This is a genomic window from Marinomonas foliarum (genome assembly GCF_003337275.1).
Taxonomy (GTDB): Bacteria; Pseudomonadota; Gammaproteobacteria; order Pseudomonadales; family Marinomonadaceae; genus Marinomonas; species Marinomonas foliarum.
In genome coordinates this window covers 63381-78226 of sequence record NZ_QPJQ01000010.1, presented here as the reverse complement: position 1 = coordinate 78226, position 14846 = coordinate 63381, and the positions used below count along the sequence as shown (strand labels likewise).

Below are 14846 nucleotides of genomic sequence, written 5' to 3'. Positions count from 1 at the left end.
TTATTAAAAGTAAGCTACTTCTGCATCAGTCAATTGACGGAATTCACCTGCCTCTAGGTCGGCATCCAACGAAAGTGGGCCTATTTGATCGCGGTGAAGTTCTTCTACTTTATTGCCAACTGCCGCTAACATTCTTTTTACTTGGTGATATTTACCTTCTTGAATCGTTAAATAAATATCACACTCGCTAATTCGCTCAGCAGTAGCGGGTAAGGTTGGTTGTGCCTCGCCATTCAACATAACCCCTTCCTCCAACTGCTTCAAATCACTATCGTTAATAGGGTCTGCCAACATTATACGGTAGCGTTTATTACAAGCATTACGTGGTGACGTAATACGATGCAGCCATTGTCCATCAGTGGTTAATAGCAATAAACCTGTGGTGTCTTTATCCAAGCGGCCCACAATTTTTAGCTCTTGCCCTAAATGTGAAGGCAGTAAATCCAATACGGTAGGATGATCAGGGTCTTGAGTTGCGCAGACGTAGCCTGCAGGTTTATACATCAAATAATACCCTTCAGATGGCCACGCTAAAAGGGTGTCATCTAGGCAAACCTTATCCCCTTCTTGCACGGTGTAGTTGGCTTTCTTAACCACCTCTCCATTAACCGTAACACGGCCTTTAGATGCCGCTATTTTTGCTGCTTTACGTGCCAATTCAGTCACATGGGATATATAAAAATCAAGTCTCAAGGGAGTCGCCTATGGCTTTGTTTAAATTAAGAGAATACTTCGTGAGTGGTTTCAATTTCTTTGTAGAAAAATGTGGCATTGTGCAGCATACCGCTTGCACTGCGCGTGTAACCAGGAACTTCGCCAAACGGAATATAGCCCATATTGACATACATGTCGTGAGCAATATCATCGCTTCTCACTTCCAGTATCAACAGTTGCCTTTGCATCGCTGCGGCGACACGCTCTACCCCTTGCATAAGGGTACTTCCTAAACCGTGCTCTCGTGCTTGCGTATGAACCATCAGCTTTTCGACATCACAACGATGCAACGCGTTCGCTTTTGGAGACATAGCGATCTGCACACTTCCAACAACTTTGTCGTCTTCACGAACCAACAAAACTTGTCGAGCATTGGCCTGTAGATCATCGTTTACGATCTGCCAATACGCTTTTGCTTCGGATTCGCTCATTGGTGGTAAAAAACCAATTGGCGCACCTGAATCCACCGCATCACACAAGAGCTCAATTAGATCATCCAGATAGGGATTAAGGTTGTCTACTTTAAGTAATTCCAAACGCTTTTCCTCGCACTTTTGGTTGAGGTAATAATACCTGAGCGTAGCTCTGTTAGGAAACGCCTACCTACGAGTTCAACATCAAGACAGAAAAAAAGACGACCTAAGTCGCCTTTTTAATATTTTTTCTCGCGTGCGGTTAGCTATAACTACACATTACCCATGTAGCGGCCAGGCTTATGGTTTACTGCAATAATCATATTTAATGCAACAGCACCAACAACCGAGATAAGAATTAACGTGTAATCAACAACAAACACAGACAGTAGTACAATCATACAATCAACTGCCATCTGGAATTTCCCCATGGAGATTCCATATTTTTCAGCCAAATAGCGTGCCAGAATATTAAGTCCGCCCAGACTAGCGTTATGACGAAATAACATTAAAAAACCCACGCCCATCAAAAAACCACCAGCAATACTGGCATACAACGGATTAACTTCATTGAAGTTGACTAACATCGGAGTCACATCAGCAAAGACCGACAAGCAAAATACAGAAAGAAAAGTCTTAATAGTGAATTCCCAACCAAAATGTATAATCGCTAAAACATAAAATGGCAGGTTGATTAAGAAAAATGCCTGACCAAAAGTCAAAGGCGTCGCATACTTCATTAGAAAAGCCAACCCAGCAGACCCTCCGGTTAACAGGCCAGCATGAGTATAAAGGTTCACACCTAACGCAATAATTAAGGTACCAAGAATCACAGCTTGGACATCTTCAAGGCGTGTGTGTTTTTTCACTGTTGGTAGCTCGGCAGTTGACATGGTTTTCTCACTGAATAAATGATTAAGGTTGATATGCGTGGATTCTAGAGAAAAAAATGCTCTAGACCAACATCAGACTCGTAAACCGTTTTATCAGCTTTTAGGAAACCGTCTAGATTTCTGTACACCTTTTATGATGCACATATCTGACTGATAACTTTTCCAATGACGCGCCTAGGTGATACCCAACCAATGCGTTCGGATTGCAGGCTTTTGTTTGCTTCACCACCAAGCCAGAGCTGACCATCGGGTGCAATATGCAGGATTTTTTTAATAATCAAACCATAGAAAGCATGGTCCACAACCACAATATGACCAGCACTCAACTTGCGATACCATCGGCTGATGCAAACAAAATCGCCATCGTGTAAATGCGGGGCCATACTTTCCCCCTGCACTTTTATTAAGTGGAACATAATCACACCTATATAATGCTATTCGCTATTTAATTGTTCACAAGACGCTTTTGCGACTTTAAAAGATATCACTTTATCCAAGATCTTCATCAGATTATGCATCATGATGTTCGCCCTCCTCTTGCTGTCGTGTTTTTCGATGACGAATCCACTGCTTATAAACAAGGCTTCCAACAATAGCAAAAAGACCAGAACCAACCGCAAGAAGGTGAAGTAGCCCGTTAACTCCCCATGCAGAATCGACTTGACCTGAACTTGCCTGCAAATAGGAACTCAGCATCATGCTCGCTAATAATTGCAGTTTAATAGCTAATGGCATACGTAAGCATTTGGCGCTGTAATCGCGCTGGATAAAGCCTGCACCAACGTCTTGCTTTGCGCCGACACATCTTTTTGATAAGACTGCGTAAAAAGATCCCATTCAAAGCGAATATGAGTAGCAGTGCGCATGATCAAGCTGCGTTGCTCATTGTTCATATCTGGACGAGATATAACAGTTTGTAAAAAATGGACAGCGCGTTCAAATTGCGTATTTGCCGAAATAAAATCACCCAGCGCAGTGTATGACTCGGCAATATTAAGAAAGCTAACAGCCGCCGCAGCCACGGCAGACTCAGCATCCCGAAAAAAGTCTTCATCAAACGAACGCTCTGCTTCGCACAAAGCTTGCCGATTCAGATCGACAGCATCAGTAAAAGCATTGTTTGAATACGCTCGATTTGCCTGTCTAGTTAAACGCTCCCAATCCTGCATTGTCTTCTCCACGATTTGTTATGATACACATTAAAACCTAATGAGAATCATTATCGTAAAAGAAGTAAAATAAATCCAACTATATTGAGAATTAATCTCATTTATTTTTTAAAACTAATACCTGAGAATAAAATAAAGCACTGAAGGAAACGGAAGGAAGATGGAAAAAGAAAAAAGCAGCTCGCAATGCGAGCTACCATTCGATACCTATTTGAGCTTTAACACCATTCGCAAAAGCATGCCGCTCGTTGCCAATTTTACTGTGTGTATCAACGCTATCTAACAATACTCGTGGCGCAGTTCGGCCTGTCATCATCACATTTTGGTGAGCAGGACGAGCAGCCAAAGCAGCGATCAAATCGTCTTCGTTTAAATAGCCATACTTATACATATAAGTAATTTCATCTAGCAAAACAAAATGCACGCTAGAATCAGCCAACACACTTTTAGCCAGTTCCCATGCTTGCTCTGCGGCTTCTTTTTCCAACTCAGGGTTACGTGTTTCCCATGTAAAACCATGACCCATTACATGAAAATCAACCAAAGGATGGGAGCCAAAGAACAGCTGCTCACCCGTTGCTTTACGGCCTTTTATAAACTGAATAACCGCACTTTTTTGGCCATGCCCTAAAGCACGCGCCATGGTACCAAACGCACTAGAACTTTTGCCTTTACCATTACCCGTTAGCAAAATGGTCACACCACGCTCTTCCGTTGCCGCTGCGATGCGCTGATCGACCACTGCCTTTTTCTTCAATAAGCGAGCTTCATTCTTCTCGGCCAGTTCGTCTTTTTGTTCTAGGCTTTTTTTACCTAGGGAAAGATCCGTCATAATTTATCTCTTTTTTTATACTATTTTTTTCACGCTATTTTGTTCCGTACTACCTTTTTTTGTACAACAGCCAACTTGGGTAATACAAATCTTTATGTATCGCGAACACCCTTAGTATAAAGACTAAAGACACCGCGTAAATCGAGTTAAACTCATGGGTCGGCACGTTTTTTTCAAGTAGCACCAATAACAAAGCGCCCAAAAACGCAGGTGTCGCATAAAACTCTCGCCCCAACACTAAGGGAGGGCGATGACTTAATACATCACGAATAATGCCACCAGCTACACCCGTAATAATCCCCATAGTAATCGCGATGGTGGGCGAGAAACCTAAATCTAAAACTTTTTCTGTTGCCACAACAGTAAACAAGGCCAGACCAAAAGAATCAGCATAATGAAACACTGTCTGCCTATCTTCAATAAACCTAACCGTAAAAAAAGCCAATGCCGATGACAAAAATGCCACCCATAAATAAGATGTATCCTCGACCCAGTAAACCGTTTCAACAGATAAAACGGTATCTCTAATCGTGCCACCACCTAAGGAAGTCACCATACCAAGAAACACGACACTAAACAGATCCATGTCTTTTTTACCGGATGAAATAACCCCTGTTACTGCAAACGCAGCAATACCAAACATCCCCAAAAAATATAGCAACATTATTTATTTACTCGATTAGCCTAAACAGAAACCCAATCACCCGCACCCAACCGCTTCAACATGACAAAATCTCCCTGTACAGAGAGCTCTGTCACACTGCTAAAGCCGACATCAATTCGGTGGCATTGATCCAAAGGCCATTGGCAAAGCATGCTGACAAACACCTTGATAACACCAGAATGAGCAACCAACACACAATTTTCCATCGGCGCATCTTTCACAGAAAGCCACCATTGCCACACACGATCTGCGACAACCTGCAATGACTCACCACGATAAGGTGAGGCATGGACAATATCCTCAGCCCACAAGTCTATTTCTTGCTTTGGAATATCCTGCCAGCGGCGTCCTTCCCAATCACCAAAATCCAGCTCCTTCAAAGCAGAAGCAACATGAGAGCGCCCATCAGAAATATGCTCAGCCAATTGGGCAGCGCGAGTTAATGGGCTGTGAAAACATACGTTGGCTTCACCATCGAAATCAATTGATAAAGCATTTTTCAGCGCCTTTGCCCCCTTTTCCCATCCATCGGCAAGCGGCACATCCATATCACCATAGCAAAGGCCTTTCTCAACCTCAGGCCTTGGATGACGAATCAAATACAGCTTCACGAATAAGAAACCAGCAGACAAAAAATAACCAAAATCTCACCCAGTTGCTCGCTTGCTCCTAACGTATCACCATTAAAACCATCAATTTTTTTGCGTAAATAATGGCGAATCAAAAAGACCAAAATAACCGACAAAACAAGGGTAAAAACCAAATACAATAAGTTGAAAGCCAATACGCCAATCAATAAACAAGGTACCAACGCAATACACCATTCAATTGGGCCCAGCTTAGCAATCATATTAGAAGCCTTACTTTGCCCAAGGCTCACATACTTGAGCGTATGCATTAATAGCAAAGGGATAAAGCGTGCAATCACATGCACTACACACCAAGCACTTAGCGTATAAATAAAGCCTAAAAACGAATCGGGAATAGCTTGTAGAAGTTCATTCAGCAGTAGCCATTTTAGCGACATAGAAAACCAAATAGACAAGGCAGCATAACTACCAATACGCGAGTCCTTCATAATAGTTAGACGTTGCTCTTTATCCCAACCTCCCACTAAGCCATCACAACTGTCCATCAAACCATCTTCATGAAAACCACCCGTAATTAATACTGCAGTTAACAACATCAACAAGGCTTGCAAGGAAGACGACCAGTCAAACCATAAAGGCCAAGCACTCAACAAACCAACCACTAGACCAATCCATGGTAAAAAGCACACCGCTGGGGTGTGCTTTACGTCATCGCTCCAATCCACTTTTAATGGGATCCGAGTGTAGGTCACCAAGCTGCGTTTAAAGCCTTGCCAATAAGGAGCAATCACCACGCCTTTCATATTCATTATTACCTAATAAAGAGTTTAGAGAAGACTACTTAGAATCGCTTACACCAGCGCTTTCAAAACTCGCCATTTTTTTCAAAAATACACAGGCACTTTGAATCAAAGGGTAAGCCAATATCGCACCGGACCCCTCACCCAAACGCAGATCCAAAGACAAAATGGGCTCGGCATTCAAATGATCGAGTAATATTTTATGGGCCTTTTCATTCGACTGATGGGCAAAAATGGCATATTCACGCACATCAAGCGCGACTTTCTGGGCAAATAACAAAGCCACAGAACAGATAAAACCATCCACTACAAACGCCGTTTGCCGCTGAGCCGATTGCAGCATAGCGCCCGCCATGGCGAGAATTTCAAAACCGCCAATTTGCTCTGCAAGTGTTTGAGCACTCCAGTCAGAAATTATCTGGCCAGTTTCTTGTTCAGCACGCTTTAAAGATAGCTCAATAATTTTTGCTTTGTGGGATACACCAGCAACATCCAACCCCGTACCACGTCCAGCACTGTCGTTAGCATTCACACCCATTAACGCTGTCATCATGCAAGAGGACACACAAGTATTGCCAATACCCATTTCGCCAAACATCAACAGGTTCACGCCATCATCAATGGCAAGGTTAGCCTCATCGACACCCGCTTGAATCGCTTTATCTAACTGCTCAGCTGTCATTGCTGCTTGCTGGCTGAAGTCCTTAGAAGCAAACGCCACTTTACGATCACCTAATAGCGGATGCGCTTCTAACTTTGCGTTGACGCCCACATCCACAATTCGCAATGGCACCTTATGCTGATCACAGAAAACACTGACCGCTGCGCCGCCCATCAAGAAATTCATCACCATTTGTGGCGTCACTTCTTGTGGGAACAAACTAATACCTTGTGCCACCACACCATGGTCGGCGGCAAAGATAATCATTTTGGGTTTGGACACATCTGGCGACAACGACTGCTGAATTTTGCCAAGTTGAAAAGCAATATTTTCCAACTCACCTAACGCGCCTAACGGTTTCGTTTTCGTGTCGATTTTCTGTTGTAATTCGGCTGAGATTTCAGCCGATGGAGCCTGAATACTAAATTGCTTAAACAAGGCTTTTTTGCCCCTTTAACCTTTGGCCTTCACCGCGCGTTGACGCACCGCTTCGTAGAGACAAACACCTGTCGCTACAGACACATTCAAACTAGAAACCACACCAGCCATAGGCAGTTTCACTAGGTAATCACACTGTTCACGAGTCAAACGGCGCATGCCATCGCCTTCTGCCCCCATTACAATCGCCGTTGGAATAGATAAATCTTGCTCGTAAATGGTTTGCGTTGCTTCACCCGCTGTACCAAAAATCCACACACCTTGGTCTTGCAGCTTTTTCATGGTGCGAGCTAGGTTAGTCACCGCGTAAACAGGAATGCTTTCCGCTGCGCCGCACGCCACTTTGCTAACCGTTGCATTTAAGGGGGCTGAATTGTCTTTCGGCATAACAACAGCATGAGCACCAGCGGCATCGGCACTACGCAAGCACGCGCCTAAATTATGCGGATCAGTCACACCGTCTAAAATAATAATCAATGGAGTTTCATCTAAACCCGCTACCAAAGTATGCAAGTCAGCTTCACTGCCTGCTTTGTTCATTGTGGTATAAGCCACAACGCCTTGGTGAACTGCACGCTCTTTGTTCTTGGTAAAAAGCTGATCCAACTCTTTACGTGGTACCACGCTGTAGCGCACTTTGTTGGCTTTACAAAGCTGTACTAGTCGCTGGTTTTTCTTGTCGTCACGGCCTTCTTGAAAGCGCACTTCTTTGACGCGTTCTGGCTGTTGAGTCAATGCGTTTTCCACGGCATGAATGCCGTATATCCATTCTAAATCTGACATTATCTACTCTATTAATTTGGGGGCCTAGGCCCCCATTTTCATTCATCTAGAAAGTAATTTATCTAGAAAGTTATTCATCTAAAAAGCTCGAATCAGAGCTTCAGATCAATCTTTTGCTTTTGGCTTAGCATTGCTCTTTTTCGGCTTCTTAGGCTTTTTCGGTTTTTTAGCTGCAACCGTAGACTTACCATTTGCCGACACCGTACCCAACTTTTTCTGTCTGATACGTTTGCCTTTAGAGGCTGGCGAACGACGTTTTTTCTTCGCCTTACCATCCGACTCTTTGCCCTCTTTCGATGACTTAGCGTCTTTCGATTTATCGCCTTCTTCTTTTGCAGCAGACTTGGGGTTAGAGCGACCACCCAATTCAATCGGTGACAACTGAGCCAATTGCATTTCAAGCTCGGTTTTATCACTACGTTCGACTTTTTTGCGTGCTGGACGACTACTTCCCTCATCCAAGCTCAAATCAATCTTACGTTGCTCCAAGTTCACATTAGACACGCGAACTTTTAACGTATCACCAAGGCGGAACACTCGACCTGTGCGCTCGCCAACAATCGCTTGATGTTCCATATCATGAACAAAGTAATCCTGCCCAAGACCAGAAATGTGTACCAAGCCATCAACGAATAAACCTTGTAGCTCAACGAACAAACCAAACGAGGTCACAGCGGTCACAACACCGTCAAAGGGTTCGCCCAAATGCTGCTCAACGTATTGGCATTTCAACCAAGCTTCAACATCACGCGTAGCTTCGTCTGCACGACGTTCGGTCACGGAACAAGAATCCCCTAAACCATCCATATCGGCGTGGTTGTAACCGTAGATTTTGCGTTCTTTCAGCTCTGGGCTACCTGCCACACGATGCGCCTGACGCACAGTCGGACGACCTTCGCCACGAATCAAATAACGAATCGCACGATGAACTAACAAATCTGGGTAACGACGAATTGGCGACGTGAAGTGCGTATAAGCGTCATAATTCAAACCGAAATGGCCCATATTATCCGCTTGATATACCGCCTGAGACATAGAACGCAGCATCATAGTCTGAATACTACGAGCATCCGCTCGGTCTTTAATCGCTTCAGAAAGTGCCGCGTAATCCGTCGGCGTTGGTTTAGTGCCGCCCGTCAGTTCTAAACCTAACAAACCAAGATAGGTACGCAAGGTTAACAAACGGTCGTCTTTTGGCCCTTCGTGAACACGGAACAAAGCCGGCAAATCGGCTTTAATCAACAACTCTGCTGCAGCCACATTGGCACACAACATACATTCTTCGATTAGTTTATGGGCATCATTACGCTCAACAGGAACAATGTGCTCAATCTTAGAGTTTTCGTCGAACACCATACGAGTTTCGATGGTATCGAACTCCATCGCACCGCGCTCATCACGAGCACCTTTAAGGACGTGATACAAACCGTTTAAATCATCAATGTGTGACACGATAGACGCGTAACGCTCACGCAACTCAATACCTTGCTCTTCCGGCTCATCCGCGATCATTTTCGCGACTTTGCTGTAAGTTAAGCGCGCATGAGAGCGGATAATGCCTTCATAAAACTTAAAGCCACGCATCTTGCCTTTGGATGTCAAAGAGATCTCAGCAACCATCGCCAAACGGTCAACATCTGGGTTCAATGAACACAAGCCGTTCGACAGTACTTCTGGCAACATAGGAATAACGCGACCTGGGAAATAAACCGAGTTACCACGAACAATGGCTTCTTCATCTAACGCCGTGTCTTTTTTCACATAATGAGAAACATCGGCAATGGCAACAAACAGTTTCCAGCCACCCGGTGTTTTTTCACAATATACGGCGTCATCAAAATCACGCGCATCTTCGCCATCAATAGTGACAAACGGAGTATCACGCAAATCAACACGATGCGCTTTGTCTTCTTCTGCCACTTCTGTGCTGAAGTTTTTAACTTGTTTTTCAACCGCTGCAGGCCACTCGTTAGGAATTTCATAACGGTGCATCGCCACTTCAATTTCAACGCCCGGCGCCATAAAGTCGCCAAGAATTTTCTTCACTAAACCCTGAGCTGGTTTACCGCGCTCAGCGTAGCTAACAATTTCCGTCAACACATATTGACCATGAGCCGGCGTTAAACCAGATTCTGTAGTGATCAAGATATCTTGTGCGATACGCGGGTTTTCTGGTGTCACGAAAGCCGTGCGACTTTCTTCATAATATCGGCCTACAAGTTGCGTGTGCTTACGCTCTAGCACTTCAACCACAACGCCATCTAAGCGACCTTTAACACTTCGACCAGAAAGACGGGCTTTTACCTTGTCGCCATCCATCACGTTCTGCATTTGACGGGCAGATAGGAAAATATCGTCATCGCTTTGACGCAACAAGAAACCATGACCTTCTTTATTGCCTTGGACATAACCTTCAATCAGGTCACTCTCTAAAATCGGCGAGTATTCGTCATTTTGGTTGCTGGTCATTTGATTGTCTCGGCACATAGCGATGAGACGACGACGGAGGGCTTCAATTTCGTCTTCGCCAGTCAGCGAAAACTCTTTGCATAACTCTAGATGACCCATGCTTTTATTCTGGGTGGCAAGAAACTCTAAAATGAATTCACGGCTTGGTACGGGGTTATCGTATTTAGACGCTTCTCGCTGCTTGTGGGGATCGTTAACTTTTTTATTACTCAATGTATTTTTATCCTTGGTTTTTTTAATAAGATATCCCTTTTATAAGATAGAAATATGAACATCTCAGTATTCAGAGCGCTCGGAGCTCGTTTGTCACACAGTTTAAATCACGAATGCGCTAAATTAATCGTCATTATAGAGCATATTCACTAAATACTCTCCCAGTTAGCGACGCTCTTAACATTATCTTCACAGTCTATTGCAGTGTTTTTTGTAATAACACAACAAACAAACGAAAATGCAGGGTATTTCAGATCAATTATTCAACATTTGTAATGCCATTTTGGCCTAAGGGAAATATTTTTATGCTTTTTTTGTCTGTTTTTCGTGCAAAAACAGTGAACCCATCGAATTATTCGATCACTTAATGGGTCGTTTTTACTGTCGGTGACGCACCAAATTCATTTCCGCCATCACTTTGGTGGAAATTTCTTCCACCGACAGTTTTGTCGAATTCAAATACGGAATGCGTTCTTGGCGATATAAGGACTCGACTTCCTCCAATTCGTAGCGGCATTGGCGAGCAGAAGCATACTTACTTGCGGCCATTCTGCCAGTACGAATTTCGTGCAACCGCATGGCATCTATAGTTAATCCAAAGAGCTTTTTCTTGTGGTCTTTTAATACTTTAGGCAAGCCCGGAGAGGAAAAATCATCTTCGGTAATTGGGTAGTTTGCTGCCTTGATACCGTACTGCATGGCTAAATATAAACTGGTTGGCGTTTTACCGGAGCGAGACACACCCAACAAGATAATATCCGCCTCAGCAAAATTCTTCACCGATGCCCCGTCATCGTTCGCCAACGCATAGTTTATGGCGTCTATCCGTCCATCATAAACACCCTCTTTCATGCCGTGGGCTTTCTGTGCCGTTGGCTGCGCTTTCACGCCTAAAGCTTGCTCAATGGGTGACAATAAATCACCGAACAAGTTGTAACAATGGCAATCGCATGACTCAATAATGTCACGAATAGACGCATCAGAAATCGTATAAAAAACCAGCAAAGCAACACCGCTGTTCAGCTCCAAATTAATCTGCTGCTTCAACCCTTCTGCCTGATCTTTGGTAGTCAAAAAAGGCACACTTTTTGTCTCTACCGCCACATCAAAAAACGACAACATGGCCGATCCAAACACCTCAGCGGTAATCGCTGTTCCATCAGAGACAAAATACACTTTCATTCAATATTTACCTATTTTGTTGTTATCTAACGACATTCGTTTTTTCGATTGAAATAAAACTACATCGAATAATCGATTTTATTCAAAGCGACTCACCTACATACAATGAACCCAGATCAAGTGCTTTGACAAGTGCCTGACATACTAGGAAAAACTGGCTAAGAACTATTCCTACCATTAATTTATATAAAAACTGGAGTCTCTTGTGAGCAAGTTTATTAAGTGGTTTAAAGATCTTCATATGGAAGATGTCGGCGAAGTTGGCGGTAAAAACGCCTCTTTAGGTGAAATGATTTCTAACCTGACAGACCTTGGCATTCAAGTGCCAAACGGTTTCGCAACCACTTCCTATGCTTATCAAAGCTTCATTACTGAAAGCGGCCTAGACGAAAAAATCCATCAAGCACTAGACGCATTGGATGTAGACGATGTTCACGCCCTTGCTGAAACAGGCGTTAAAATTCGCCAATGGATTGAAGACGCTTCTTTCTCAGCAGAATTCGACCAAGAAATTAAAGACGCTTTCGCAACACTTTGCGACGACAACGCAGAGGAAACCTCTTTTGCCGTACGCTCTTCTGCCACGGCAGAAGATTTACCAGATGCCTCTTTCGCGGGCCAGCAAGAAACTTTCCTAAACGTGAAAGGCTTGGCAGACATCAAGGCGTCAATTAAACGCGTGTTTGCGTCTCTCTTTAACGACCGTGCGATTTCTTACCGCGTTCACCAAGGTTTTGAACACCAAGGCGTGTCTTTATCCGCAGGCATTCAAAAAATGGTACGCAGTGACATTGGCGCTTCTGGCGTCTTATTCACCCTAGACACGGAATCAGGCTTTGACGAAGTAGTTTTCATCACCGCCGCTTACGGGCTTGGTGAAATGGTCGTACAAGGTACAGTTAACCCAGACGAATACTATGTTCACAAGCCAACACTAGCTGCCAATCGCCCAGCGGTGGTTCGCAAGAGTCTAGGAAGCAAAGCCCAAAAAATGGAATACGCCGAAACAGGAAGCGATGACGAATTCGTCAAAATCGTCCCAGTGGCTTTGGATGACCAAAACCGTTTCGCACTGACAAACGACGAGGTTCAAGACCTTGCTCGCCAAGCCTGCATCATCGAAAAACACTACAAGCGACCAATGGACATTGAGTGGGCGAAAGACGGCATCGACGGCAAAATCTACATTGTTCAAGCGCGTCCAGAAACCGTTCGTAGCCAAGCCAATGCCCAAAGCATGGAACGTTACAACCTGAAGAAAACCTCTCAGGTGATGATCACTGGCCGCGCCATTGGTCACAAAATCGGCACAGGCGCTGTAAAAGTCTTGTCTTCTATTACCGAGATGGATCGCATCCAACCGGGCGACGTTCTAGTGACCGACATTACCGATCCGGATTGGGAACCTATCATGAAGCGTGCTTCTGCGATTGTCACCAACCGTGGCGGTCGTACTTGTCACGCGGCGATTATTGCTCGTGAGCTAGGCATTCCAGCGGTCGTGGGTTGTGGCGACGCAACAGACGTATTGCAAGATGGTCAAATCGTCACCGTATCTTGCGCACAAGGCGACATGGGCTTTGTTTACCAAGGCGAATTGCCATTCGACATCATCACCTCTGAAGTCGGCAACATGCCTGAACTGCCAGTAAAAATCATGATGAACGTGGGCAACCCAAACCGCGCTTTCGACTTTGCCATGCTACCAAACGCCGGCATTGGCTTGGCTCGCTTAGAATTCATCATCAACCGCATGATCGGCATCCACCCGAAAGCCTTGCTGAACTACGCAGACATGACGCCCGCGTTGCAAGAAGAGATCAACCACCGCATCGCCGGCTACTCAAGCCCAGTGGAATTCTACGTCGACAAACTGGTCGAAGGCGTCGCAACATTGGCGTGCTCTTTCTCTCAAAAACCAGTCATCGTGCGATTATCTGACTTCAAATCAAACGAATACCACAACCTTGTTGGTGGTCCATTGTTTGAACCAGATGAAGAAAACCCAATGCTTGGCTTCCGTGGCGCAGCGCGCTACATCGACGACTCGTTCCGCGATTGCTTCGCCCTAGAATGTGAAGCCATCCGCCGCGTTCGTAACGACATGGGCTTAACCAACGTACAAATTATGATCCCATTTGTTCGTACCTTGGAAGAAGCACAACAAGTCACCGAACTGCTAGCAGAACAAGGCTTGGCCCGTGGCGAAAACGGCCTGAAAGTCATCATGATGTGCGAACTTCCATCTAACGCCCTACTGGCTGACGAGTTCCTAGAATTCTTCGACGGCTTCTCAATCGGTTCAAACGACTTGACCCAGCTAACACTCGGGCTTGACCGCGACTCAGGATTGATCGCAGACAAATTCGACGAACGTAACCCAGCAGTCAAAAAACTGCTAAAAATGGCAATCACCGCTTGTCGCGAAAAAGGCAAATACGTCGGCATCTGTGGCCAAGGCCCATCCGACCACGCTGACTTCGCCGACTGGCTCGTCGCCCAAGGCATCGAAAGCATGTCTCTTAACCCAGACACCGTGATCGAAACTTGGCTACACCTTGATGAAGTATTGAAAAATACCGAATTGAACAACAAAGCCATTTAAAGAATCTTCCCGTTACCTCGCAGTAATACCAGACATGGCGTAACGGGAAAACAGTCTGCGTTTGGTGATGTATTTTTTAATGCAGCGCCAAATCAGAATGCTGTGTCAAAGCAGCGCGTGACCTTATCGTAGTCACTCCCTAGTTTTATAGCCCCGCTCAGCGGGGCTTTTTTTTGAGTTCCTTCCCCTTTCTTCAAGGGGAAGGTTAGGATGGGGTTGCTCTTTGGTTTCCATTCAAACACTTTGCATTCCCAACCTTTATTCCGCTCCTTAATTCAGGAAAAAGCTGAGCAGGTAACTTTTGCCAATCGATGCAACACTTTCATTTAATAGGAAAGCAAAAAGTCTTTTGTCGGGCTATCGCCCAAACGTCTCATTCACTTTGTTTATTATCAGTTTGGCAAGACGATTTTTATCGTA

At 44.7% G+C, this 14846-nt stretch carries 15 protein-coding genes; 1 reads left to right on the top strand and 14 read right to left on the bottom strand.

Annotated elements, in window-relative coordinates; translation table 11 throughout:
- Window positions 1-3: 3 nt before the first annotated feature.
- The 14 genes from DFP77_RS07440 to DFP77_RS07375 all read right to left on the bottom strand — a co-directional run bounded on the left by DFP77_RS07440 (window position 4) and on the right by DFP77_RS07375 (window position 11821).
- The gene (locus DFP77_RS07440; RefSeq protein ID WP_114411651.1) at window positions 4-693 is read right to left on the bottom strand and encodes a pseudouridine synthase; all 690 of its coding nucleotides are present in this window, start codon (window positions 691-693) and stop codon (window positions 4-6) included.
- 26 nt (window positions 694-719) lie between these two features.
- The gene (locus DFP77_RS07435; RefSeq protein ID WP_114411650.1) at window positions 720-1250 is read right to left on the bottom strand and encodes a GNAT family N-acetyltransferase; all 531 of its coding nucleotides are present in this window, start codon (window positions 1248-1250) and stop codon (window positions 720-722) included.
- Between the two features lie 149 nt (window positions 1251-1399).
- Entirely contained in the window at window positions 1400-2020 is a 621-nt protein-coding gene (locus DFP77_RS07430) for a YitT family protein (protein ID WP_114411649.1), read from the bottom strand.
- Window positions 2021-2151: 131 nt separating this feature from the next.
- The gene (locus DFP77_RS07425; RefSeq protein WP_114411648.1) at window positions 2152-2436 is read right to left on the bottom strand and encodes a S24/S26 family peptidase; all 285 of its coding nucleotides are present in this window, start codon (window positions 2434-2436) and stop codon (window positions 2152-2154) included.
- A gap of 94 nt (window positions 2437-2530) precedes the next feature.
- Entirely contained in the window at window positions 2531-2755 is a 225-nt protein-coding gene (locus tag DFP77_RS07420; RefSeq protein ID WP_114411647.1) for a hypothetical protein, read from the bottom strand.
- Window positions 2746-3189, bottom strand: a complete 444-nt coding sequence (locus tag DFP77_RS07415) for a DUF2753 family protein (protein ID WP_114411646.1) — start codon at window positions 3187-3189, stop codon at window positions 2746-2748. The genes DFP77_RS07420 and DFP77_RS07415 overlap by 10 nt, the downstream gene beginning before the upstream one ends.
- Before the next feature lie 193 nt (window positions 3190-3382).
- Window positions 3383-4021 carry a cob(I)yrinic acid a,c-diamide adenosyltransferase gene (cobO, locus tag DFP77_RS07410; RefSeq protein ID WP_181858513.1) on the bottom strand — a complete coding sequence of 213 codons (639 nt, stop codon included), beginning with the start codon at window positions 4019-4021 and terminating at the stop codon, window positions 3383-3385.
- A gap of 49 nt (window positions 4022-4070) precedes the next feature.
- Window positions 4071-4685 (bottom strand): trimeric intracellular cation channel family protein, encoded by a 615-nt coding sequence (locus DFP77_RS07405; protein ID WP_114411645.1) that lies wholly within the window; start codon window positions 4683-4685, stop codon window positions 4071-4073.
- Window positions 4686-4705: 20 nt separating this feature from the next.
- Window positions 4706-5296, bottom strand: coding sequence for a histidine phosphatase family protein (locus DFP77_RS07400; protein WP_114411690.1), 591 nt, complete (start codon window positions 5294-5296; stop codon window positions 4706-4708).
- The gene (gene cobS / locus DFP77_RS07395; protein ID WP_258861085.1) at window positions 5293-6084 is read right to left on the bottom strand and encodes an adenosylcobinamide-GDP ribazoletransferase; all 792 of its coding nucleotides are present in this window, start codon (window positions 6082-6084) and stop codon (window positions 5293-5295) included. The genes DFP77_RS07400 and cobS overlap by 4 nt, the downstream gene beginning before the upstream one ends.
- 28 nt (window positions 6085-6112) lie before the next feature.
- On the bottom strand, window positions 6113-7174 hold the full coding sequence (gene cobT / locus DFP77_RS07390; RefSeq protein WP_114411643.1) for a nicotinate-nucleotide--dimethylbenzimidazole phosphoribosyltransferase: 1062 nt from the start codon (window positions 7172-7174) through the stop codon (window positions 6113-6115).
- 15 nt (window positions 7175-7189) lie between these two features.
- Window positions 7190-7957 (bottom strand): 23S rRNA (guanosine(2251)-2'-O)-methyltransferase RlmB, encoded by a 768-nt coding sequence (rlmB, locus tag DFP77_RS07385; RefSeq protein ID WP_114411642.1) that lies wholly within the window; start codon window positions 7955-7957, stop codon window positions 7190-7192.
- Window positions 7958-8062: 105 nt separating this feature from the next.
- Window positions 8063-10639 carry a ribonuclease R gene (gene rnr, locus DFP77_RS07380; RefSeq protein WP_114411641.1) on the bottom strand — a complete coding sequence of 859 codons (2577 nt, stop codon included), beginning with the start codon at window positions 10637-10639 and terminating at the stop codon, window positions 8063-8065.
- A 378-nt stretch (window positions 10640-11017) separates the two neighbouring features.
- The gene (locus DFP77_RS07375) at window positions 11018-11821 is read right to left on the bottom strand and encodes a pyruvate, water dikinase regulatory protein (protein ID WP_114411640.1); all 804 of its coding nucleotides are present in this window, start codon (window positions 11819-11821) and stop codon (window positions 11018-11020) included.
- 205 nt (window positions 11822-12026) lie between these two features.
- On the opposite strand from DFP77_RS07375, the gene ppsA reads away from it, so the two are divergent.
- Entirely contained in the window at window positions 12027-14426 is a 2400-nt protein-coding gene (ppsA, locus tag DFP77_RS07370; RefSeq protein WP_114411639.1) for a phosphoenolpyruvate synthase, read from the top strand.
- Window positions 14427-14846: the final 420 nt, after the last annotated feature.